Source organism: Sphingobacterium paludis (assembly GCF_004364125.1).
In the GTDB taxonomy this organism is placed as follows: Bacteria; Bacteroidota; Bacteroidia; order Sphingobacteriales; family Sphingobacteriaceae; genus Sphingobacterium; species Sphingobacterium paludis.
Genome location: NZ_SNZV01000010.1, coordinates 100,960 through 123,649, shown reverse-complemented (window position 1 = coordinate 123,649; position 22,690 = coordinate 100,960). Strand labels below are relative to the sequence as shown.

At 42.2% G+C, this 22,690-nt stretch carries 17 protein-coding genes; 8 read left to right on the top strand and 9 right to left on the bottom strand.

The annotated features are described in order from the left end of the window. Window positions 1–179: 179 nt before the first annotated feature. From B0I21_RS17765 to B0I21_RS20605, 7 genes are all read right to left on the bottom strand, one after another. Window positions 180–497: a DUF6922 domain-containing protein gene (locus tag B0I21_RS17765; protein WP_133641833.1), complete on the bottom strand. Its 318-nt coding sequence runs from the start codon at window positions 495–497 to the stop codon at window positions 180–182. 41 nt (window positions 498–538) lie between these two features. Next, on the bottom strand, window positions 539–1,219 hold the full coding sequence (locus tag B0I21_RS17760) for a nucleotidyl transferase AbiEii/AbiGii toxin family protein (protein WP_133641832.1): 681 nt from the start codon (window positions 1,217–1,219) through the stop codon (window positions 539–541). A gap of 262 nt (window positions 1,220–1,481) precedes the next feature. Further along, complete coding sequence (locus tag B0I21_RS17755) at window positions 1,482–1,796, bottom strand: hypothetical protein (RefSeq protein WP_133641831.1); 315 nt, start codon at window positions 1,794–1,796, stop codon at window positions 1,482–1,484. Next, on the bottom strand, window positions 1,783–2,055 hold the full coding sequence (locus B0I21_RS17750; RefSeq protein WP_133641830.1) for a helix-turn-helix domain-containing protein: 273 nt from the start codon (window positions 2,053–2,055) through the stop codon (window positions 1,783–1,785). The genes B0I21_RS17755 and B0I21_RS17750 overlap by 14 nt, the downstream gene beginning before the upstream one ends. 297 nt (window positions 2,056–2,352) lie before the next feature. Further along, on the bottom strand, window positions 2,353–2,592 hold the full coding sequence (locus tag B0I21_RS17745; RefSeq protein WP_133641829.1) for a hypothetical protein: 240 nt from the start codon (window positions 2,590–2,592) through the stop codon (window positions 2,353–2,355). Window positions 2,593–2,792: 200 nt separating this feature from the next. Further along, window positions 2,793–3,218 carry a hypothetical protein gene (locus B0I21_RS17740; protein ID WP_133641828.1) on the bottom strand — a complete coding sequence of 142 codons (426 nt, stop codon included), beginning with the start codon at window positions 3,216–3,218 and terminating at the stop codon, window positions 2,793–2,795. Between the two features lie 287 nt (window positions 3,219–3,505). Beyond that, window positions 3,506–3,649, bottom strand: a complete 144-nt coding sequence (locus B0I21_RS20605; RefSeq protein WP_394346368.1) for an AraC family transcriptional regulator — start codon at window positions 3,647–3,649, stop codon at window positions 3,506–3,508. Between the two features lie 143 nt (window positions 3,650–3,792). Between B0I21_RS20605 and B0I21_RS17730 the strand changes: the two genes are divergently transcribed. After that, window positions 3,793–4,332, top strand: a complete 540-nt coding sequence (locus B0I21_RS17730; protein WP_133641826.1) for a sugar O-acetyltransferase — start codon at window positions 3,793–3,795, stop codon at window positions 4,330–4,332. Between the two features lie 117 nt (window positions 4,333–4,449). Here the strand turns inward: B0I21_RS17730 and B0I21_RS17725 are convergent, their stop codons facing one another. Beyond that, entirely contained in the window at window positions 4,450–5,223 is a 774-nt protein-coding gene (locus B0I21_RS17725) for an AraC family transcriptional regulator (RefSeq protein WP_243836227.1), read from the bottom strand. A gap of 150 nt (window positions 5,224–5,373) precedes the next feature. Here B0I21_RS17725 and B0I21_RS17720 point away from each other — a divergent pair, with 150 nt between their 5' ends. After that, window positions 5,374–6,468, top strand: a complete 1,095-nt coding sequence (locus B0I21_RS17720; RefSeq protein ID WP_243836225.1) for an Atu1372/SO_1960 family protein — start codon at window positions 5,374–5,376, stop codon at window positions 6,466–6,468. Between the two features lie 990 nt (window positions 6,469–7,458). On the opposite strand, the gene B0I21_RS17715 is transcribed toward B0I21_RS17720, so the two are convergent. After that, window positions 7,459–8,514 (bottom strand): DUF3667 domain-containing protein, encoded by a 1,056-nt coding sequence (locus B0I21_RS17715; RefSeq protein ID WP_133641823.1) that lies wholly within the window; start codon window positions 8,512–8,514, stop codon window positions 7,459–7,461. Window positions 8,515–9,336: 822 nt separating this feature from the next. Between B0I21_RS17715 and B0I21_RS17710 the strand changes: the two genes are divergently transcribed. The 6 genes from B0I21_RS17710 to B0I21_RS17685 all read left to right on the top strand — a co-directional run bounded on the left by B0I21_RS17710 (window position 9,337) and on the right by B0I21_RS17685 (window position 22,571). Then, window positions 9,337–9,681 carry a hypothetical protein gene (locus B0I21_RS17710; RefSeq protein ID WP_133641822.1) on the top strand — a complete coding sequence of 115 codons (345 nt, stop codon included), beginning with the start codon at window positions 9,337–9,339 and terminating at the stop codon, window positions 9,679–9,681. Window positions 9,682–10,207: 526 nt separating this feature from the next. Beyond that, window positions 10,208–11,713, top strand: coding sequence for a sulfatase family protein (locus B0I21_RS17705; RefSeq protein WP_133641821.1), 1,506 nt, complete (start codon window positions 10,208–10,210; stop codon window positions 11,711–11,713). Window positions 11,714–11,931: 218 nt separating this feature from the next. Then, window positions 11,932–13,371, top strand: coding sequence for a sulfatase-like hydrolase/transferase (locus tag B0I21_RS17700; protein ID WP_133641820.1), 1,440 nt, complete (start codon window positions 11,932–11,934; stop codon window positions 13,369–13,371). Window positions 13,372–14,350: 979 nt separating this feature from the next. Then, window positions 14,351–17,413 carry a beta-L-arabinofuranosidase domain-containing protein gene (locus B0I21_RS17695; RefSeq protein ID WP_133641819.1) on the top strand — a complete coding sequence of 1,021 codons (3,063 nt, stop codon included), beginning with the start codon at window positions 14,351–14,353 and terminating at the stop codon, window positions 17,411–17,413. Between the two features lie 423 nt (window positions 17,414–17,836). Then, window positions 17,837–21,070, top strand: a complete 3,234-nt coding sequence (locus tag B0I21_RS17690) for a SusC/RagA family TonB-linked outer membrane protein (protein ID WP_133641818.1) — start codon at window positions 17,837–17,839, stop codon at window positions 21,068–21,070. Window positions 21,071–21,086: 16 nt separating this feature from the next. Beyond that, window positions 21,087–22,571 (top strand): SusD/RagB family nutrient-binding outer membrane lipoprotein, encoded by a 1,485-nt coding sequence (locus B0I21_RS17685; protein WP_133641817.1) that lies wholly within the window; start codon window positions 21,087–21,089, stop codon window positions 22,569–22,571. The last annotated feature ends 119 nt before the right edge of the window (window positions 22,572–22,690 follow it).

Here is a 22,690-nt window from a genome sequence, read left to right as displayed (position 1 = left end):
AATGGACTAAGTCCGTGGTTATACGCTAAAGAATATTTAGTTTCTTAATGCGTATTTTTATATTTATTCAATGTTTGAAAAATGGGAAGGCTTCAAAAACAGGTAAGTCTACCGGCTGAGGGTTTGGAGGTCACCACCTCGGAAGTAATGGACTTTAAAAATAGAAAATAATCTGAGAATTATATCCAGTTGTAGCTTTTGTTCTTTCTATTGAGATAGCAATACATTTGTTCTTTTTTCAGTTCAGGGAAAAATGCGACGGCACTTTCGATGCCGTGATCCGGTAGGAAGTAGATCTCATTTCTTAGGGCAGCGAGCACTTTGCCTCGTCCATAAAAACGCAAAAGTTCATCAATCTCTTTCTGTCCCCCTCGCTCTATAATTCGCGCTATAACGGAAAGGTATGCCTTTTGCCAGTCAAGACTTTCCACATCCGTATCCCAAAAGAACTTGGGGTGGATGTTGGGTTTATCTGAATTGTTGTCAAACTTTTCCATAGCCTAAATTTACCAATTTTCATGCTTTTATCCTAATAGATTTAGAGTCCTCGTCCGCGTTTTGGCGGCTTTGTTTTTAGAGGTAGTCTTCGTTTTGCGAAGTCCATTTTTGGATCCATGGCGGCTTTTCGGAGTCGTTGCGCCATGGTATCCCAGCTGCATTCCTTCCCCTTCAATATCGATACGTTGTATTCCCTTCGAATATTGTCAAAATAGGTGAGCGCATATTTTGCGAGATCCGGTGAGCCGTTGTATTTCCGTTCATACGCGTCCAGATAGTTTTTCAAAGGCGCATGATCAAGCAAAAAGTACATATCTACAAAATCCTTTAGCCTATCGCCGCTTTGGAAGATTGCATGAAGTTTCATGGCTCCAATATCTTCCTTGGATGCTAGCCTTATGCCGTCACGGGTGTCAGGCGGCACCACATTTTGATAATCGTGCTTCAATAGGTCAACCTTGATATCGTCGATATAGGTCAGCACCGTATTGTTAAAAGTTTTACTATCGCTGGCGCCGTAGGTTTCCCTAAGGTATACCAGTAATTTCTCAGCATCAAAATCCCTAGCAGTGAATAGATCAATATCCACCGATAGCCTATGGCCTATTCTAAGCGAAAGTGCTGTACCGCCGACCAGTGTAAAATTGTTCAGTTTCTCATCGCTCATCAGCTTTTGTAAGAGATCCCACATTTCCCTGCTTACCGTTTCCTTGTGTAGCATAGCCATTTTTTTGGAAAAATAAGCTTGGGTAGGGAGGTTGTTAGACAAGTGGTCGTCTTGGTATTAATTTGGCAGCGAATGTCAAGCAAAAAAAATTGATTAGAACAGAACTTACCATAAATTCCGCTTAGGCTACTTAACCGCAAGCGAGGGGAACTTGGATCAAGGGCGTTCGCAGAACGTTTGCATGCCCTTGTCCTTTTCCAAAGCGAGGGAAATTTGTCGGTGCGGAGATGATGGGAGCAACGTATAACCCAATATATTAATTGGTAGCCAACACAAACCGAAACTCACTGGCTTTTGTCGGATGCCATGAAGGCCGATATTCTAGATAGCCTTTCGCGATAAGATGGCTCAAACATTTATGATAGGTCGTTACACTCCTGATCCCGGAATACTTCATCAGCTTTCGCCTGCTTGCACGAAAAGGTGATGAAAACAACAGTCCGTCGTGAAAGAAGAACAATCCCAGCATGAAACTAATGTGTAACGGAGATAACTCTCCCTTTTCACAAACCATTTGATAATAGCTACGGAAATCGCCGTAATGCTTGATCGCTTGACTATTTTCCATCATCGCCTCCTTCCATAAGCTGATGGATATCGGATAGTTTGTAATACATGCTTCCACCGATCTTACGGAATGGTAGCGAACCGTTGACACGTAGGTTCTGCAACGTGCCTGGGGATATACCCAATAACTTTCGAACCTCGACGCTTTTCAGCCAAGTTTTATCTTCCTGTTTTGAAACCTTTCCGTTTAACGACTCTTTGATTTCGATCAGGAGCGCCTTAAGCTCCATGAAATCTTCTCTTGTAACATGATCAATTTGCATAAATATTCCTCTTTATTGATGTTCAGGCAATCTAAAAAGGAGATTTAATAGGTCAAAGATCTGTCGCAGAGAGGCATAAATTGGCTCTAAATGATCCTGCAGTTAAGAATGCAACTTAAAGAGTATACCGAACGGTATACCAAAAACCGCCTAAGCAGTTTAAAGAAGTGCAAAGGGTATCCCCGGAGGATACCCTAAAGTCCGTTTGCAGCGCATACGGCAAGCAAAGTAGGGCCCTGCCCAACTTCCGCTTGCTCTATTGTCTTGTCCTGAAATAGGTTTACACATTTTTAATGATTATCCTGCAATAGATTTACAACTCTGCGGCTGAAAGCCCTGCCTCCCGGGCGCAATTTCAATGGGCACAGTGTACATCTTGGCCCCAGTGGGTGTCGAGGATGAAGACATCGGAATCTCGCCTACATCTTTAGTCGTATCAACAGGGTAAGAGTTCGGTACATGGTTATTGTTGAATGCCACGGGCGCGCCTTTGGCCTTTGGGGCGGTCTGCAGGGCCTGTACCACCTCTTCCGGCATAAATTGTATGGTAGGTTCGGGGTACAGTGCTTTCTGTAGGGAGTCTTCCCACTGGGCAATCTGCTCATCAGTCTATTTTTCAAAATCGGGAATATTTTTTAGGGTATCGATATTTGTCTCTTGAGCCAGCACAAATTTAGTGCAAATAATCAGGGATAGAATGAGCGTAGATAATGCTTTCATAACAAATGGTTCTTGGTTTACAATTTTCGAAGATTCCAGATAGATGTATGGGTTTCGGAGGACAGCTTTAAGGTATAGTCTCCGCTTGGTAACGAATTTAGACATATGGATGTAGCTTTCGCATGCAGAGTTTTATTTTTAATCACCTTACCGTTTCTATTTGATATGGAATATCGTCCTTTGAAAGTAAATTGGCTATCTTTTATATCAACTAACAGCTTCGTATCTTTAAGAGTAGACGTAATCCGGATTTGCTTTCCTCCTAAGGAATCAACGTAGGTTCGTTCTTCCAGGACCACATCCGTGGACATATTCTGACTGTCGACTACAATAGTTCGGCTGATGCGATTTCCCGCACCATCGTAAGAATAGGACAGATTCTGCTGTCCTCTGGCAACAAATATGGATAGGAAAATGATGGCGGTAAGGATCATTGTTTTCATATTCTTGAACTTTAAAATGTCTATTCCCGAACCAAGACTCTTATATAAATATTATCTTAGCTTTATACTATAATCAATTTTTCCAGTACTTGCAGTAAAAGTGTATCGATTATAATACAAAGTTCGGTCGTAATGATAGCACAAGTCGGACAAAATGAAAGTTTTTTTGTAGCAGAATGGCCGTAGGATGCTATGTTCTGTTCACTTTAAGCCTAAGACATAATCTTTGGGGGTAGCGGGGTGAAGCTAAGTTACGTTTGTTCGAGACGAAACTACCGGTTCAGGTATCACAATAGTTTGTTACAGGATTGCTTTCGGTACTCCAGAGGACTGAGGCCGTAGACTTTGCGAAAAAGCCTGCAGAAATAGTTGGAAGTTTTGAAACTGGAATTGCAGCATAAAAAGTCTCCACTTTTAAGTTGCAATTCCACTACGTGAGTATATCGGATTGCCGGATACCATTGTATTTTCTGGGGGATATCGGTCTGTGTCGCCGGGGTGCCGAGCGGTGTGACGAGGAGTATTTTGAAATTCCACAATTTATAGTATTTTTAGGAAAAACTAAGCAAATCATATGAATACGGATAGAATTGAATATATCAGAAATGACGAAAATCTAAGAAAAAGTTTCATTAAAGCAGGTAAACTTCTTCAAAGGTTTAATTCAATAGATTATGAAAACACAATAGATAAAAAGGAGATCTTAAAGGAACTTTTTGGAACAATAGGAAGTGGAATTTCCGTTGAGCATAATTTTCATTGCGATTTAGGCAGTAATATACACGTCGGGGATAATTTTTATGCAGGATTCAATTGTACTATCCTTGATATGGCAGAAGTCAGAATCGGAAATAATTGCTTAATTGCACCAAATGTAGGGATTTATACAGCAGGGCACAATATTGAACCGATTTACCGATATAAAACAGGTTTTGCAAGACCCATTACAATTGGAAACGATGTCTGGATCGGGGGACATTGTGTAATACTCGGAGGGATAAAGATCGGCGATAATTCGATTATTGCAGCAGGTTCTGTTGTTACGAAAGATGTTCCCGAAAATTCAATTTTTGCAGGCAATCCAGCAAAAAAAATCCGGGATGTTAAAGAATAATAACTACCGTTAACGTTTTCTATAGCTGACGTGATTCTCAACTTTTTGGCTGTGGCATGTCAAATTGAACTAACTGCTTTTTTAGGCCATCGAAATAACTCTGAACAAACAGATCGATCATTTTTTTAATTTAGGACCGGTCTTCATAATCGATGAATAAGAAAAAGTAAATGCTGATAAGCTCTTGTAACCAACCAGTGCGGCAATCTGACTTAGCGTATATTGGTTCGTATCCATCAGTTCTATGCTCTTCAGTATCCGGATCAACTGCGTATATTTTTGTAGACTAATGCCTGTTTGCTGTTTAAATATCCTTTGCAAACTTCTCACGGACATTTTTGCCATATCTGCAAGCTTATCTATCTGAAATTTATATTGATAATTTGTGTTGATATGGTTACAAACCGGTATCAGACGGCTATCGGCAGGAGCAGGAATTTGCAAAGAACTGTTTTCCTCGCAGAAATAAGGAAGGCTATGGAGCATTGCTTTTATAAAAACACATTTTTCCTCACCTTCATTTAAGAGCTTGCTCCACTTAGAAGCATACAGCAACATTTCCCTTAAGACAGCAGGTGCGGAAAAAACATGCACTTTTCGATAAAAGTCAAGCTCAGGAACCGTTCTGAACAATAGAAGCATCAGGTTGACGGTTTTAGCTTCTGAAGTTGTCCGGTGTACTTTAGAAGACGGTATCCAGATAACATGATTTTGCGGAACGAGATATATTTTCTCTTCAATATGGAAATATTGATATCCTTCCTCTACGAAGGTCAACTGGTACCTTTGGTGGGTATGCTCGTATTCATCGTGCTGCCAATCCTTTTCATACCACACATAGGCATCTGTCAAGATATTATCCACATAATGACCTTCACTTGTCTCATTCAACCCACATTTCATATTGTCGTTTTGTATATAGCTTTTGGCAAAGATAATAAAAACGTCATTTGTAATTTTACTGTGTAATTTATGCTAAAAAAAATGAAAAAGTTTTGCAGTTTTTTGACACTTATAGTTTTCACATTTATAACAAATACAATGATGGCGCAAGAATATGGAACTAAGGTTCTGATCCTTTTTCACTCTGATAATGGCGGAACCTACGAATTGGCAAAAGAGGTTGCCAAAGGCATAGAGAATGATAAAAAAGTCCGTGCGGTTATCAAACAGGTTAAGGCTTCCACCAATCCCAAATTAAAAGATGTCCCGATAGCTTCAGTTGAGGAACTGGCAACTTATGACGGTATTGCTTTTGGTTCGCCGGTTTACTTTGGCAATATCAGTACAGCAATGATTGAGTTTATAGCAAAAACGATAGACCTATGGAGCAAACACGCTTTGGAAGGGAAACCTGCTACCGTGTTTATGTCTGCCGGCAGCGGTGCGGGAAAAGAATTGGCGCTACAGGCATTTTGGAATACGCTGGCTGTGCACGGAATGGTATTGGTTTCAAATGGTATCAGTGGCTATGAAAACATTGATAAAAACATTCCTCAGGGAAATTCGGTATTGGGAACTACAAGCCTTGCCTCATTGAAATCTGTGGAAAGACCGAGTAAAAGTGAGCGTTATTTAGCCGAACTGCAAGGCAAAAATTTTGCAAAAGTTGCATTTGCATTAGGAGGAACAAAATCAAGCGAACCTATCAAATCTTCAAACATCGTGGAAAATACAACAGATATCAATCAGGTTTTGAAACAAAAGAACATCATTTTGCCGGCGTTGCCTAAAGCCGTGGGAAATTATGAATTGTTTGTCCGTTCCGGAAATCTAGTGTTTATCAATCAGGTGGCTCTGAAAGACGGTAAAATATTCAATCCTGGCAAAGTGGGTATCGATGTAACGGAAGAACAGGTAAAGGAAGCAACGAAAGTTACGATGCTCAACATTATTGCTATCCTGAAAGAAGCTACCGGTGGGGATCTGAACAGGGTAAAACGATGTGTACAACTTATCGGTACTTTCAATACGAACGACACGTATACCAATCACGCTGCTTTGATGAATGCCGCTTCAGATTTAACGGTAGAGATTTTCGGAGAAAAAGGAAAACACACGCGTAATACTTCGGGAGCTTACTCCTTACCTGTTGGTTCATCTGTGGGTATCCAGGCCATCTTTGAGATAGAATAACCAGAAAGTTTACTAATTGTGTAATCTTCCCCGAAAACAGCTACGATTATTAATGTAGTTTTATAATCAGGGATAGAGGCAATTTCTGTCTGCAAGAAAAGAAATAGTAGATGCGTATGAAAAAGATAGGACTCATAGCAAGTGATACTTCTCGTGGCGAGCAGCTTTTTTGATCGTCATAGATCCTAGGAGCAGTTGCTTTTAAGAACTTCTGTAATTTGCACCAATCGCATCGTCTAGGTTTAACTCGTTTGTAGATTTAGCTCGTAACCGAAGTGATTTCCAACTGTTAAGTTGTCGATCTCGAAATCTAACCGCGCATATTTGAATTCTCTTTTCTTTGATTGTTTACGGAATTGATTTAGTGAACTATTTCTGCGAAATAAGATTTTATTGTTCAATATTTTTTATATCTTCATATCAACAAGGTACATTGAATGATTGTAGAGTATTATGGCAAGAAAATACAATATGCTATTAAGCAGCATAGATTTAAAGAGACCTATTCGGTTACCTATCTTAATATTTTAGAGTGTATCGGCCATATAATTAACGATATAAAAGGGAGGTGACAAATCCTGCCACCCCGACACAAAAAGCTCGACGAAAGTCGGGCTTTTTATGTTTTAGGGGTTGGCTGATGAGAACCGTGGTTCGATCCGCAGGAGATTCAGGCTTAGGTGCGGGACATGTGCGGCTGAAGCAATCCTGCCACCCCGACACAAAAAGCTCGACGAAAGTCGGGCTTTTTATGTTTTAGGGGTTGGCTGATGAGAACCGTGGTTCGATCCGCAGGAGATTCAGGCTTAGGTGCGGGACATGTGCGGCTGAAGCAATCCTGCCACCCCGACAAAAAAGCTCGACGAAATTCGGGCTTTTTATGTTTTAGGGGTTGGCTGATGCGAACTCAATTTAGGATTTAACGAACCGCCGTATATGGATTTATGCCAAAGGTCGAAATGGTCAGTAACCCCGCTCGCCTATCCGCTTTTAATGAATGTTTAGAAAACTGTAAGCTAATAGAATAAATAACAAAAGCAACATAAAGAAGCTATTAGCGATAAAGATCAAAACTCCCCTTAGGATTGTTATTCTTTTCCTGCTTCTATAAACATGATGATGTGCTACAAAAAAATAGAAGATGGTATAAGAAAGGATGAAGAAGGCGATGATACTGAATAGCGTATCTACAGGAGGATAATTTACACTTTCGACGACGCTTTGTATAGCTGTAAATAACAACGTTATAACTAATAAGAAGGAAAAGTAGTGCAATGTAAAAATGCCATGATCAAAATACCACCATCGTTTCTTGTTGTGAAAAACCCACAGGAAAAAAGCAAAAAGAGGTAAATAGATGAATAGTGCTTTCGGAACCGCTTGTAAAAACTTGTCCGAAATTTTATCTTTAAGCTCACCCCTCGTCACCCCTTTTTTGCTCAATTCAAAGAATTTGACAACAAACGGGCGGAAGAGTTTGCCGAAAAACCTATTTTCTTTTTCAATAGACTTATCATAATCTTCTAGGGAACTGGAGCCGATAAGAGATTCGTTATTTCTGTCACCTTCTTTCTCCTTCTCTATTTTTTCAATGGCAATTTTCGATTGTTGTTCAGTAAGAAGTCCTTGTTCTTTTAGTTGCAACATTTCCTTGATGGCAACATTCTTTGATTCTTCACTGCTAACAAACGATTTAAAATATTCATCTTTTTCCGTTTCAGCTTTTTTTTCTGAAGGTAAGATGCTAAGGAAGAAAAATACACTAAAACTCACAAAGATGTAGAGTTTTACGGGAGGTACAAATTTTTGTCTCTTGCCTTGTAAATAAGTGTTTGTTAGCCTTCCCGGTCTGAAGATTAGATTATTCATGGTTCCCCAGAATTGCCCATCGTAATGCGTGAAGTCTTCTACAAAATGCGTGAATAGATAATGAAAAGGTTGGCGGGTATGGGTATTTTCTTGCCCACAATGCGGGCAAAATCTTTGTTCAACAGTATGTCCGCAATTCAGACAATTTTTATCATCTCTTCGTTTTCCGTGGCTCATTTATTAGATTTTGAAAAAAAAACAACAACACTTCAATAAAAAGTGATATAAATAATTGAAAACAAGCAAGGTGGGTTTTTTAAAATAAATATTTTAAATTACTGATAGTTAGTGTTTTGCTTGTGTGTAGTGGTTGTTAAAAATTGACAGTTATCCCGTTTCAAAGATATTGTATTTTCTGTACTTCAGGAAATTTAAGAGAAAATAGATTATAATATACCGTTGTAATCGCACTAAAAAAGCTGCAATTGTTCCTGTGGTCATTTAATTCTGTGAGTATGTCGATCCCAGTGTTGCTTTTAAGATTTTATCCGGAAGATATTACGAGACGTGGTGCAAAAAATCGTATGTAAAATTTCCGCGTATCTGAAGCCTTCCCGTTGACCATATTTACATTATTCACAATGTGTTCGAAGGAATCTCAGTTGCCGGATCTGAGTAATAAAAAGACCATTGAGTTAAGATTCAAAACGGAACTATAAAAGAAAAATTATATTTGGAGAAAGGTGTCTGGAACACAGAATCTAAAACTTTGATCAAAAAAGAATTCAGGAATTCCAAAACAGGTCAAAATTCTTATGGATATACTATTAAAAACGAAGATAAAAATCGTTCGTCAGATAAGAAATCGAAGGCGTATTCTATAGAAACTGGTTTGTATGGTTGGAACGGACGCTGTTTTTGTATGGGGAACACTTTAAACCGGCGACAATGGAGAAAGTATCTTTGTGGCCGCAAGTATCTCTACACAACTATTGCTGAATGTTTGTCCTGAGGATGGGAGTGTTTATTCAAAGAAAAAACGTAAATAAATTGCTGATTATGAATAGGAAAAACATTGTTTATATAGCTTTAATGCTTATGTTATGCCCAATTTTAACAAAAGCGCAAAATAAGAAAGATACGCTGGCTATCCTCGAAAACGAAAGTGAAAAGCAAAGAATATTAGACTACAATTTCAATGAAAGCAAAAAAAAGGACTCCGTACTTATCCTTTACAACAACAAGTTTTATCGTTTAACAGATTTCGATTTAGCCAGTGTAGTTTCTGAAAATCGTCCATTCAAAATAATAAATGGACGAGATTCTATAGCTGAAATTATATCAAAAAGTGTAAAATCACTAATTATCATTGAGGATACAAGTAGCAGCAAGAAAAGTAAATAATAAGATTTCTCCAACTTATTTCAAGTTTTACCGTTTTTAAATCCTCTGCTTATCTAATAAGCGAAGTGTTAGCCTTGTATGCTTTCCACACAAAATAGATATAGTTGAATGTAACAACGTGCTTTACACTGCATGTGATCAACCATCTGCCAAAGGTAAATGTGAGCAAACAGTTAATCGTTTCTTTGGATTTATTTTATTGATATTTAGATATTTGCGGGCGATACGGAACGCCCTGATACTTCAATACAAAGAGCTCGACGAAAGTCGCGCTTTTTATGTTTAAGTACCAGTCAACTAGTGATTTTCGGTTTTTTGATACAAATCGACAAAAGACTGAGCTGCTATGGAAGATAATTTTGATTTACTTTGATCGTGTGTTAATGATACCGTAGGATTATTGCTGTCGTTCGGGATTCGTCTTTCACGCAACAACAGCATGTAAGCGATTTATAACTTTTGTGCGTCAGGATATGAATCGATTGTTTCATAAACCTATCCAGGAAACGGTGTTAGACTAGCCAGTATGATCATCTACTATTATAAAAAATATCTTTTGCCACATGGGAGACTGTTTGGCTTATTGCTAACACTGTTTTGCGTTCAGCTGGCTTTAGGTCAAAGCCCAGCTAAAGATAAGCCTAATATTGTTCTTATCATTGCCGACGATATAGGCTGGGCTGACATAGGGTTGTATGGCAATAAGGATGTTAAGACGCCAAATATCGATGCATTGGGGAAAGCTGGATTGCTGTTTAAGAATATGTACGTAACCACAAGCAGTTGTAGCCCAAGTAGAAATAGCATCATTACCGGTCGTTACCCACATAATACCGGTGCGCCCGAGTTGCATGAACCGCTACCTAATGATCAATTTATTTTTCCCGAGAAATTAAAAGATGCCGGCTATTACACCGCGCTTTCGGGTAAAAATCACATGGGTGGCACTGTAAAAAAAGCTTTTAATCGGCTGTCTGCTGGTGAAGGTCCTGGAGGAGAAGAAGATTGGGTTCGTATACTGCAGGATAGGCCAAAACATAAACCGTTCTTTCTGTGGCTTGCAGCGCATGATGCGCATCGGGACTGGCAAATAGATGATAAGGGCGTGATCTATGACCCCGATCAGCTAAGCGTACCGCCCATGTTGTACGATGGTGCCGAAACCCGAAAGGATTTGGCCAATTACTATCATGAGGTTTCGCGATTAGATTACTACGTGGGTCGTGTTGTGGATGAACTGAAAAGGCAAGGGGTATTAGAAAATACCTATATCATTTTTATGAGCGATAACGGCAGCCCATTTCCAAGAAACAAGGTTCGGCTTTATGATAGTGGCGTAAAAAGCCCCTTCATCGTGAGAGGTCCTGGTGTGCAGAACGCTCAAACCGAAGCTTTGCTCATGGCGATCGATATAGCCCCTACCGTACTCGAGATCGTTGGTTTACATAAACATCAACGTATACAGGGTGTCAGCTTTAATGCGCTATTAAAAGGAAAGTCGCAAGCTATTCGTGACTTTGTGTTTACCGAGCATAATTGGCATGTTTTTCAAGGTTACGAACGCATGGTGAGAAGCGGAAGTTGGGTATATATTAGAAATGGTTTTCCAGAGCGCCGTGTGATGGCAACGGAGTCGTCTAAATTATTCCCGGCCGGGAAAGAACTCTGGGAAAAACATGATCAAGGCCTTACCCAAGCCACACAAGAAGATGTTTTTCTCGTGCCCAGACCGTCAGAAGAACTGTTTAATGTCACCGAAGATCCATTTCAATTTACCAATGTAGCGACCGCTGAAAAAAATAAGAAGATACTTGATTACTTGCGTGTAGCGCTGGATACATGGATCCTAGAAACCGGAGACTCCAAGCCGAAAAATCCTACCCCGGATCGTGATGATATAGATGGCAATAAGTTACCGGGAAAATGGGGTAGAGGAGAAAAGCCTGGCGATATCCATCATGCAAGTCAGATCAACCTGCCTGGGCCCATCTTACAAAAGGATGTTAAAATGGAAAAACCTGTTGATTTATAAGTCTTAACGGTACGTGAGGAAATAAGGAAATAATAAGGCTGAACTGAACTCGACGCAAAGTTAACCGGAAATATTTCTTAACTTAATTCCGTTACTAGGATGGTGTTATGAAGTGTAAAAAACTGAAGGGAGCCATGACAAGGTAGTAAGTCGATGACTGTACACGAGTAACCTTTCCGTATTTTTTCGCTACGCCGTACTTAATTCAATGATCAATTATGCGTTTATATAAGACTAAAGGAAAGTTTTCATGGCTATTAGCCTTGGGAACTCTTATTATTTTGGGGTTTACACACGATGCGGACCCTGCCTTTGTTCATCCCGTGGAGTCCCAGAATAAGCCTAATATCATTATGATTTTTATCGATGATATGGGATGGTCTGATCTTTCCAGCTTTGGCAACACGGACGTTAAAACACCTAATATCGATAAACTAGCGGCTGAAGGCCTTAGCTTTGACCAGTTTTATGTAAATGCCCCTATCTGTTCGCCTTCGCGGGTGGCCATGATGACAGGTACCTATCCACAGCGATGGAACGTCACGTCTTTTTTATCCAACCGAAACGATAATGCCCAGCGGGGAATGGTCAATTGGTTAGATCCTGCTGCGCCAATACTTGCCAAAGACTTGAAACAGGCAGGTTATGCCACGGGGCATTTTGGTAAATGGCATATGGGCGGTCAGCGTGATGTCGATGAAGCGCCCAAAATTACCGAATATGGCTTTGATGAATCGCTGACCAATTTTGAAGGAATGGGTCCTAAATTACTGCCGTTGACCAAGGATGCCACCGGAAAGGTCGGCCGAATTTGGGAAGATGCGCAGCGGCTTGGGGGGCCTTATACATGGATGCAGCGGTCAGAGATCACTACCGGCTTTATCGATGCCGCCATGAATTTTATGCAGCGATCAAAAAAAGAGAGCAAACCCTTTTTCGTGAATATTTGGCCGGATGATGTGCATAGCCCCTTTTGGCCGCCTTTCGAGGAATATGGTCTGGCAAAAGCAGATGGCAAAAGGGCTTTATACTTAGCGGTGCTTGAAGCCATGGACAAGCAGTTCGGAAAGCTGTTCGACTATATTCATAACGATGATGAGCTTCTTAAGAATACACTCATCATCTTTTGTTCGGATAATGGACCCGAGGATGGTGCCGGAAGATCCGCTGGCCTTAAGGGCTATAAGGGACATCTATATGAGGGAGGAATTCGTTCGTCTTTAATCGTCTGGGGGCCTGGTTTTATTGATCAAGATGCTGTCGGGACTCGCAACAGCACGAATTATTTTTCGGCCATCGATCTTAAACCATCCATTTTGAAATTTATTGGGTTGGATACAGAAGCGAATGCAATGGTTGACGGGGAGAATATCTTGCCAACCTTGCTCGGTAAAACTTCGCAATCGAGACAATCGTCCATATTTTGGGCTCGTCCACCAGACCGGAAAAACTTTAAAGATTTTGACAAGCCGCTACCTGATCTAGCTGTTCGTGATGGGGATTTTAAACTCCTCTGTGATTTTGACGGCAAAAGGCCAGAACTTTATGATCTAACCAGCGATCCAGCAGAAAATAACAATCTCGCGAAGCGATATCCCAATAAAGTCAAACAGATGAGCAAAAGAGCGACAGAATGGTATCATGATATAAGGCCGTAAAAAGTATGTCGTTTTACAGCTGCCTGTACGTCTTTTTATATGACGTGTACTGCGGGCAAATGGCAGAACAACAAACAGATCGACTTGTAACAGCAGGAAATGCAGAAAAGGTTAAATACTGGTTTCTAAAGCAAATCAATCACCATTCCTGTGCGAGGACCGGAACTGGTAACGGGTAGTAAGCTGAAAATAAAATCCCTATCTATCAAAAACGATTGGACGACATTACTAGTAGAACATGCTGATTTTCATACTTATGGAAACCGAACTTAAAACGCACTCGTAAAATCAACGGATATCCATAAGGCGTAGATACGCTTTGCACATGTCTTAGATGCCTGTTATCGGAAAAACTTGAACCATATAATTATTACAATCACGCATATAAGGCACAATAATGTTTGACATGTAAATTTCACTTTCACGAACATTTTCTCCAATCGGTTTTTTACACGAGAAGAGCGTTGTCAAGGCTATTGCAACATTGATTTATTGGGTAATTATGCGAATATTTAAATCAAGAGTGCGGAATGAAAAAGATCCGTGAGATTTGATGGAAAGTTTCAGAACCGGACGGCTCCGACATAAGAACTCAAGTTAGTGAGATTTTAGAAAGTGGTGAAGCCGCGTTCAATGAAAGGGCAAAATGCTGACGTGTTACCATTAGCTAACCTAAAACCTTCTACCTGTTAATATCAAACCATGATTAGCTAAAATTAACGAAATGAAGCAGCCGGAAACTTTATACTTTTAGCATAAACTATCAAGCACGAGATTACCGAATGGGATAAGTTGGTTTACAGGCGATTATTGCGCGTTTAGCCATATTTCGGATGCGCATTACGAACGATTTGAAAGAGAAGCGTTGTTGAACATATGGATACATACTGGCAAGCTTTACTGACCTAGCTTTTGCAGAGAACGTCTCCTAAACCAAAGCCATACACACTGGTACTACTGTGCTGAAAATAATGTAAATATGAAAATGCATAAAGTATTCTTGCGTGTTATCCTGCTCGCCGTTGTGCTGAACAACAGTTTGGGGAGTGCGCAGGCACAAAGTGGTGACCAGATACTGGATGGTATCGGCGAAACGGGAATGATTGCGCGGTATGTCTTTGATGGCGATGTACGAGATTGGTCGCGAAACAACCTGCACGCCACCTTTCATACGGGAGAAGCGAAGTTTGTGCACGATGAGCAGTTTGGAAAAGTATTATCGCTAGCCGGTGGGAAAAACGATTATTTAAGTTTGCCCGCAGCGGCATTGACGGATCTGGAATCCATCAGTATCTCCGGTTGGGTTTTTCTGCGTGCAGACCAAGCAGGACAGCACTATTTTGACTTTGGACAAGATCAAGATAAGCATTTTTCTGTCGCTCCGTTAGGAACAAAAACACGGAAAGGGCTACAAGCACAGATTACCGCAGGAGAGGGAAGTGTGCAAGCCACCGTATCCCCGAATATCGCCATGAATAAATGGGTGCACGTAGCTGTCGTGGTTGATGTGCCGTCAAAGTCGTTGACAATGTATGTTGATAGCAAGCCGGTTAGCGAAACGAAAGATATACCGTCGGAGTTGACAGCGGTCTTCGGACAAGCAGACGCAAAAAAACAACTGTTCATTGGAAAGTCGTTGTCGCCTGATCAGCCCGCATTACAAGGTCTGTTACATGACTTTAGAATCTATCGCGTGCCGTTAAGCAGGCAGCAGATTGCGCGTATCTATTATAACGCGATGAAAGATCTGCATGAAGATTCGGCTCATATGGGTAAAGCTGAAGACGATCTGCCAAGCTTTTCGCTCAGCAAAGCACAGCTTTACAATGCCTATTTGCAGCATGTTTCCAACGTAACCGTGGAAACGCAAGTAGGTGAGCTTCCTAGATTGCCAAGCTACGTGGCCGGTACGTATAAAGATAATATGGTAGGCCCGAAAGTGCGTGTGATATGGCCTTCGCCAACCGATAATAATGCGGTGTTAGAAGCTGGTACCTATACCATCACGGGGCGTGTGCCGGGTACAGATCTGCAACCGAAGGCGGTCGTTACCGTCAAAGGTACAGGTAAATCCAAAACGCCAAGTTCCAAGCTGGTCGCTTTTAATTTAGATCAGGTTGCGTTGAATACCGATGCACACAACCAGGAAACGAAGTTTATTGAAAATCGCGATAAGTTCATCGCTACGTTAGCAACGACAGATCCAAACTCCTTTCTGTATATGTTTCGTCATGCTTTTGGACAGCCGCAGCCGCAAGGTGCCAAGCCGTTAGGCGTGTGGGATAGCCAAGATACCAAGCTGCGTGGACACGCAACAGGACATTACCTGACGGCTATAGCGCAAGCCTATGCCGGCACGAGCTATGACAAAGTGCTTCAAACAAATTTCGCGGAGAAGATGGACTATATGGTCAATACGCTTTATGCATTGGCGCAATTGTCGGGTAAAGCGGGGACGAGCGGTGGCACCGCTATAACGGATCCCACAGCTGTGCCTAAAGGCCCGGGAAAAACAGAATACGATTCAGACCTGAGTGCCGAAGGCATCCGAAACGATTATTGGAACTGGGGAACGGGATTTATCAGTGCTTATCCACCGGATCAGTTTATTATGTTGGAAAATGGTGCTAAATATGGCGGCCAAAAAAATCAAGTTTGGGCGCCTTACTATACCTTGCACAAAATTTTGGCTGGCCTAATGGATGTGTACGAAGTCAGCGGCAATGAAAAGGCGCTGGCTGTAGCTACCGGAATGAGTGATTGGGTTTACGCGCGTCTCAGCAAGGTTCCAACAGAAACGCTGATCAAGATGTGGAATACCTACATCGCGGGCGAGTTTGGAGGGATGAACGAAGCGATGGCTCGTTTATACGCGATCACGAAAGAACCAAACTACTTAAAGACAGCACAACTGTTTGATAACATTGCGATGTTTTATGGCGATGCGGAACATGCACACGGCTTGGCAAAAAATGTAGATACCTTTCGTGGTTTGCACGCCAATCAGCATATTCCGCAGATTGTAGGAAGTATCGAGATGTACAAGGTTTCGAATAACCCTGATTATTATAAGGTTGCTGATAACTTTTGGTACAAAGCGGTCAATGATTACATGTATAGCATTGGTGGGGTGGCCGGCGCACGGAACCCCGCTAACGCAGAGTGTTTTATCAGCCAGCCGGCAACGCTGTATGAGAATGGTTTTTCTGCAGGCGGACAAAATGAAACCTGCGCCACCTATAATATGCTGAAACTAACGAGCAGCTTGTTTCAGTTTGACCAGCGTGGCGAATTGATGGACTATTATGAGCGCGGCTTATACAACCATATTTTGGCTTCCGTTGCCGAAGATAGTCCGGCAAACACTTACCATGTGCCGTTACGACCAGGGTCGATCAAGCAATTTGGCAATCCGCACATGACGGGGTTCACTTGTTGCAACGGGACGGCGATAGAAAGCAGTACGAAGCTGCAAAATTCCATTTATTTTAAAAGCAAGGATGATAAAGCGCTGTACGTGAACTTGTTTATTCCGTCTACGTTGGAGTGGACGGAACGTAATGTTGTGGTTGAGCAAACTACAAGTTTTCCGAAGGAAGACCATACACAATTGACGATTAAAGGCAGCGGTAAATTTGATGTACATGTGCGTGTGCCGGGTTGGGCGACCAAAGGTTTCTTTGTTCACATCAACGGAAAAAAACAACAAGTTAACGCCACGCCCGGAACCTATTTAAAATTAAGCCGAAAATGGAAAGAGGGTGATGTTATCGAATTAAAAATGCCTTTCGACTTTCATTTAGACCCCGTGATGGATCAGCAAAATATCGCAAGCTTGTTTTACGGACCAATTCTGTTGGTTGCGCAAGAGCCAGAAGCCAGAAAAGAATGGCGCCAGGTGAGCTTCGACGCGAACGACATCGGTAAATCGATCAGCGGTGATCCACAGCAGCTGGAATTTACCATCGACGGTGTGTTGTTCAAGCCGTTTTACGAAACCTATGGGCGTCATTCGGTTTACCTTGATGTTACGTTGAAATAGTAGTTAGTCTTTCCAGCAGTGTACACAACCCGGGGTGATGCCGAGAAGCGTTCCAAAGAAATATGGAACCCCTTGTGGTCGATCGAAATGGAGGATACCGAGGAATAATAGCCTAATGGATCGTTTTTTTTAGGGATTGTGCTGTGATAAGGTGATTTGGTAGTTGTTTATACAAAATATTTGTTTAGTTAGTCTAGTTTAAGCCGCATTTCTTGATAAGATAGTGTGGCTTTTTTTATTTTTTGCTTTTGCTAATGCGTTTTATCTGATTTTTAGTTGTCCTGTTAATTAAAATATTGAACAATTATCATTTTTGGTGAATATCCGGTTGTTATGTGTTAATAATCGGTCTGTATGGTCTGTCTAATCTGTCGAAATTAGATTTATTAAATATTGAGTAACTAACTAAATGACAAAAACTAAATGAACAGACGTAAAATTGCTTTTTTAGCAGCTAGTTTATTGCTTTCTACGGGTTTGTTTGCGCAAACGCAACTGAAAGGTAGGGTTGTCGACGAAAAAGGGATGCCAATTCCTGGAGTTACCGTCACCTTAAGAGATGGAACGGCTACACAGACGGGTGCAAATGGAGATTTTTCCATCACCTACCAGCAGGCCGGATCCTTAAACGTGACAGCAATAGGGTACAATCGTAAACAGGTTAGTATATCTAATCAAACAAACATTGAAATTATCCTGGATGCTGATGCGAACGATTTGGATGAGGTCGTTGTCACGGCGATGGGGATTTCCAGAGAGAAGAAATCGTTGGGCTACACGATTCAAGATGTCAAGGCAGAAGAGCTGACAAAGGCTGGGCAGATCAGTGTGACGGGTTCGCTATCGGGAAAGGTCGCCGGTTTGCAGGTTAACCAGTTTGGTGGAACGGTGGGTGCTTCATCGCGGATTTCTCTAAGAGGAAACTCGTCGCTCAATGCAGATCAGCAACCGCTGATTGTCTTGGATGGAATTCCGATTTCGAATGACACCCAACGTTCGGGCGACAATACCTACAGCGGTGTCGACTATGGATCAGGAATCAATGATATCAATCCCGAAGATATTGAGAGCGTTACTGTGCTCAAAGGTGGTTCTGCGGCGTTGTATGGTATGCGTGCCGGAAACGGGGTAATCTTGATCACTACAAAATCCGGAAAAAGTGGTGGCAGAGGGATTAAGCTAGCCTACGATGGAAACCTAACGATTGATCAGGTTTCTACATTGCCCAAGTATCAAAATTTATACGGCCAAGGCTACAACGGTAGTGAGTTTTACTTTAATCGGGATGGCAATGGCATGTCTTATCAAGATTATGCCCTAGCAAATTCTTTCGCTTACGTTGACGGAACGGGAAGCGGTGGCGGCGTATACGACGGGTTTGACGAGTCCTGGGGCCCACGACTTGATGTAGGCTTGAAATTGCCACAATTTGATAGCCCTATTGTTGGTGGCGTGCGTCAGGCGACGGACTGGATTTCGCATCCCGATAATGTTCGGGATTTCTTTCAACTCGGTCGCTCGATGAACCATAACCTCTCGGTGATGGCTCAGACCGAAAAATCAAGTACACGTGCATCGCTCTCCTTTCGCGACCAAGTGGGAACCGTACCAAATACCGATCAGAAACGGTATGGCGTTCAGCTGAATACCAACATGACTTTGTCCGATAAGTTCTCCTACGATTTGAGTACCAACTATACGCGTACAGAGAGTGATAATATTCTAAGTCAGGGCTATGATGGTAACAACCCGATGAACGGCTTCATCTGGTTCGGTAGGCAAGTAAATAATGCAAGTTTGCGCGACCGTTGGGACGAAAAAGATGATCGAGGGAACTATACCTACAATAACTGGAATACGAACTATCACGTCAATCCTTATTTCAATGTCAATGAAAATACCAACGCCTACCAGCGCGATCGCTTTTTCGGGAAGACTTCTTTGTTTTATCAGCCTATAGAATATTTGAAGATCGAAGGACGTGCTGGTTTAGACTATTACAACGCGAAGACATTTGAACGCAATTACTTCAACAGTGCCTACCCATTTGGAGGTTTCCGCAACGCTAAAACCGATAATTCGGAGCTCAACTTAGATTTGATAGCTACCTTCAATAAACAAATCGGTGATTTCAACCTGATGGCCTTGGCCGGAGCAAACTATCGTAACCTGCAGTGGGATCGGTCGATGTTGGGCGCAGATGCGTTGACCGTATTAGGGGTTTACACAATAGCCAACAAGGCTGGTGATGCAATAACCGAAATGGACCATAGCCATATCCGTTCAAATTCTGTTTATGCCTCCGGATCCTTGGGTTGGAGAGATCAGATCTATTTAGACGTCAGTGCACGTAACGATTGGAGTTCGACGATTAAGGATGATTTCTTTTACCCATCAGCTAGTTTGAGCTGGCTGCCGACCACCACATTTGAAAGCTTACGAGGAGATGTCTTGAGTTTCTGGAAATTGCGTGGTGGATGGGCGGAGATTGGATCGGCAACAACGGCTTACCGTAACCGAAGTTATTACTATCCGCAGCCACAATCTTTCAAGGGTGTAGGCCAATTTTATAAAACCATGATCTACCCCAACGAACAGCTTCGTCCGGAAAGCATCCGTACCTGGGAAGTGGGTACCGAAATCGGGCTTTTTAATAACCGCGTGCACGCAGATATTGTCTACTATTACAAGAATACGAGAAACCAGATTATGGAGATCCGCACGTCAAATACCGTAGGCTTTAGCTCGATGCTGCTCAATGCTGGTGAAATTGAAAATAAAGGGATCGAAGTGCAATTACGTGGAGATATCATCAAAAAAGAAGATGGCTTTAATTGGTCAACGACTATTAATTACGCCAAAGATCAAAGTAAAATTATCGAGCTGTATCCCCAACTGGATTTAGACGTATACCAGATTGGTTGGACTTGGGGTATCGCTAACCAAGCGAAAAAAGGCGAACGCTGGGGAACCTTGGTTGGACCTGGATTTGATCGCGTGGAAGAAGGGGACATGAAAGGTGCCATTAAAGTAAACAATAGAGGTTTGGTTGTCAATAAAAATGCGCAAAACCTAGGGAATGTCACACCAGATTTCTTGGCCAGCTGGCGCAACGATTTCCGCTATAAAGATTTTTCTTTTGGCTTCTTGTTAGACCTACGTGTCGGTGGCGACATCTGGTCGCAAACGATGAATCACAGCTATGTGGCCGGTGTGGCAGAAATTACGGCTGAGAACGGAATTCGGGAGCGTGCGATTGTTGCCGGGCGTGATGTCATGACTGACGAACGTTTTGTGATGCAAGATGCGAACGGGAATTGGGTTGAAAATACCATAGAAACCGATGCGCAGACCTGGTATGAGAGCGGCGGTATTGCGGAGATGTATGTATTTGATGGTTCATTCTTAAAAATTAGAGAGGCTTATCTTACCTACAACGTGCCGACTCGTTACCTACAACGCGTGAAAGGTATTAACCGTGTCAACCTCTCGTTGATAGGCTCCAACTTAGCGTTATTGTGGACACATAAATCAAACACCATGCGTCTCGATCCGGAGACAGGAGGCGTATCCAGTGACAGCAGAGGTGTCGGCTTGGAGCAGGCATCTGTGCCTGCGGCACGAAGTTTTGGACTGAAATTAGGCGTTACATTCTAACCTGATGCAAAAGATTATGAAAAGTAAAATTAGTAAATTCATTATAGGAGCCTTTGTACTAGCAGCTACAACGGGCAGTTGTACCAAGTCATTCGAAGAAATCAATACCGATCCGGATGCTTTCGAGGAAGTTCCGCCGACAAACTTATTGGCCAACGTGCTGCGTAATACAGGCGAGTCCTTCGGTGGCGATATCGATGGCTACGGAACCTTTGCCGGGTACATTGTTAAAATACAATATTTAGATTACATGGCAGGCCTTACGCCGACGAATAATACCTATGGGAATCGTTGGGCAGCTTGTTACTACAACATCACCCAGTTGAACGAATTGCTTGCTATTACAGAAGAAACGGCAGATATCGATAAGAACGTCCGTTATGTAGCGCGCATCTGGCAATACTATATGTGGTCTTATCTGGTCGATGGTTGGGGGGATATCCCTTACAGCGAGGCTCAGAAGGGAGCAGCCGAGTTGGGTAGTATTGTTCGTCCAAAATACGATAAACAGGAAGATATCTATCCGTCGATTTTAGAAGGACTCAAAGTGCTTGCAGATGAGATGGCCGAAGATCCGGGCACAGATGCTGTGGGCGATGGCGATTTTATCTATGAGGGCGATATGGATAAATGGCAGAAGTTCTGCAACGCGTTGCGTCTGCGGATTGCGATGCGTATTTCGGGCGTGGCTCCAGACTTGGCCAAAAGTACCATTGAAGAAATCTGCGCAGATCCGATGGCTTACCCATTGTTGGAAACAAATGCGGAGAACTGTTACCTCACCTATCCTGGAGCAGCTCCGTACTGGGAGCCTTGGTATACCACAGGCTACACCGGTGATCGTCGCGTCGACAATTTCGGTATGGCCGATATTTTTATCGATCACTTAAATGAGACGGCAGATCCACGTATCGCAAAGGTGGCTAATGTTGCGGCAGATGGCGCATATCGTGGTTACCAGAACGGTGCGGCAGCAACACCACCCAATTTGCGTAACATATCTTTTATTGGTGATAAATATATGAATGATGCGGTTGGTTTTACGCCTTTTTATAAATCTTGCGAAACGTTCTACATGCTTGCAGAAGCTGCTCTATTGGGTTATAATGTTGGCATGACGGCGCAAGAAGCTTACGAGCAAGCGGTGCGTCTTTCCATGCAGGATAACCAGATTCCTGAGGCGGCGATCACGACTTACCTTGCCGGTGCAGGGATGTGGGATGGAACGAAAGAACGCATCTGGTGGGATATGTGGGTGGCGCTGTTTAAGGAGAATTTTGAAGCGTGGAATCTATACCGTAGAACGGGCATACCGTCTACCAATTATCCATCTTTGAATTCGGTTTATGGCGATGCACACAACGATCAGCCTTTCCGTTTGCCTTACCCCAATAATGAATTCTTATACAATGCCGAAAACGTAAATAGTGCGGCAGCAAATGTCGCCGATTTCGTCTGGGGAGAGCAACTCTGGTGGGATCAACGTACTGGAGTTTATTAGATCATCACTTAAACCTGAGATAATTCAAGCCGTTGCATCGATTCGATGTGACGGCTTTTTTAATGTTGTAGACCAACGGTGGAAGTTTTTTTGTTCCGGTCTCAAGATAAGTGATCGCT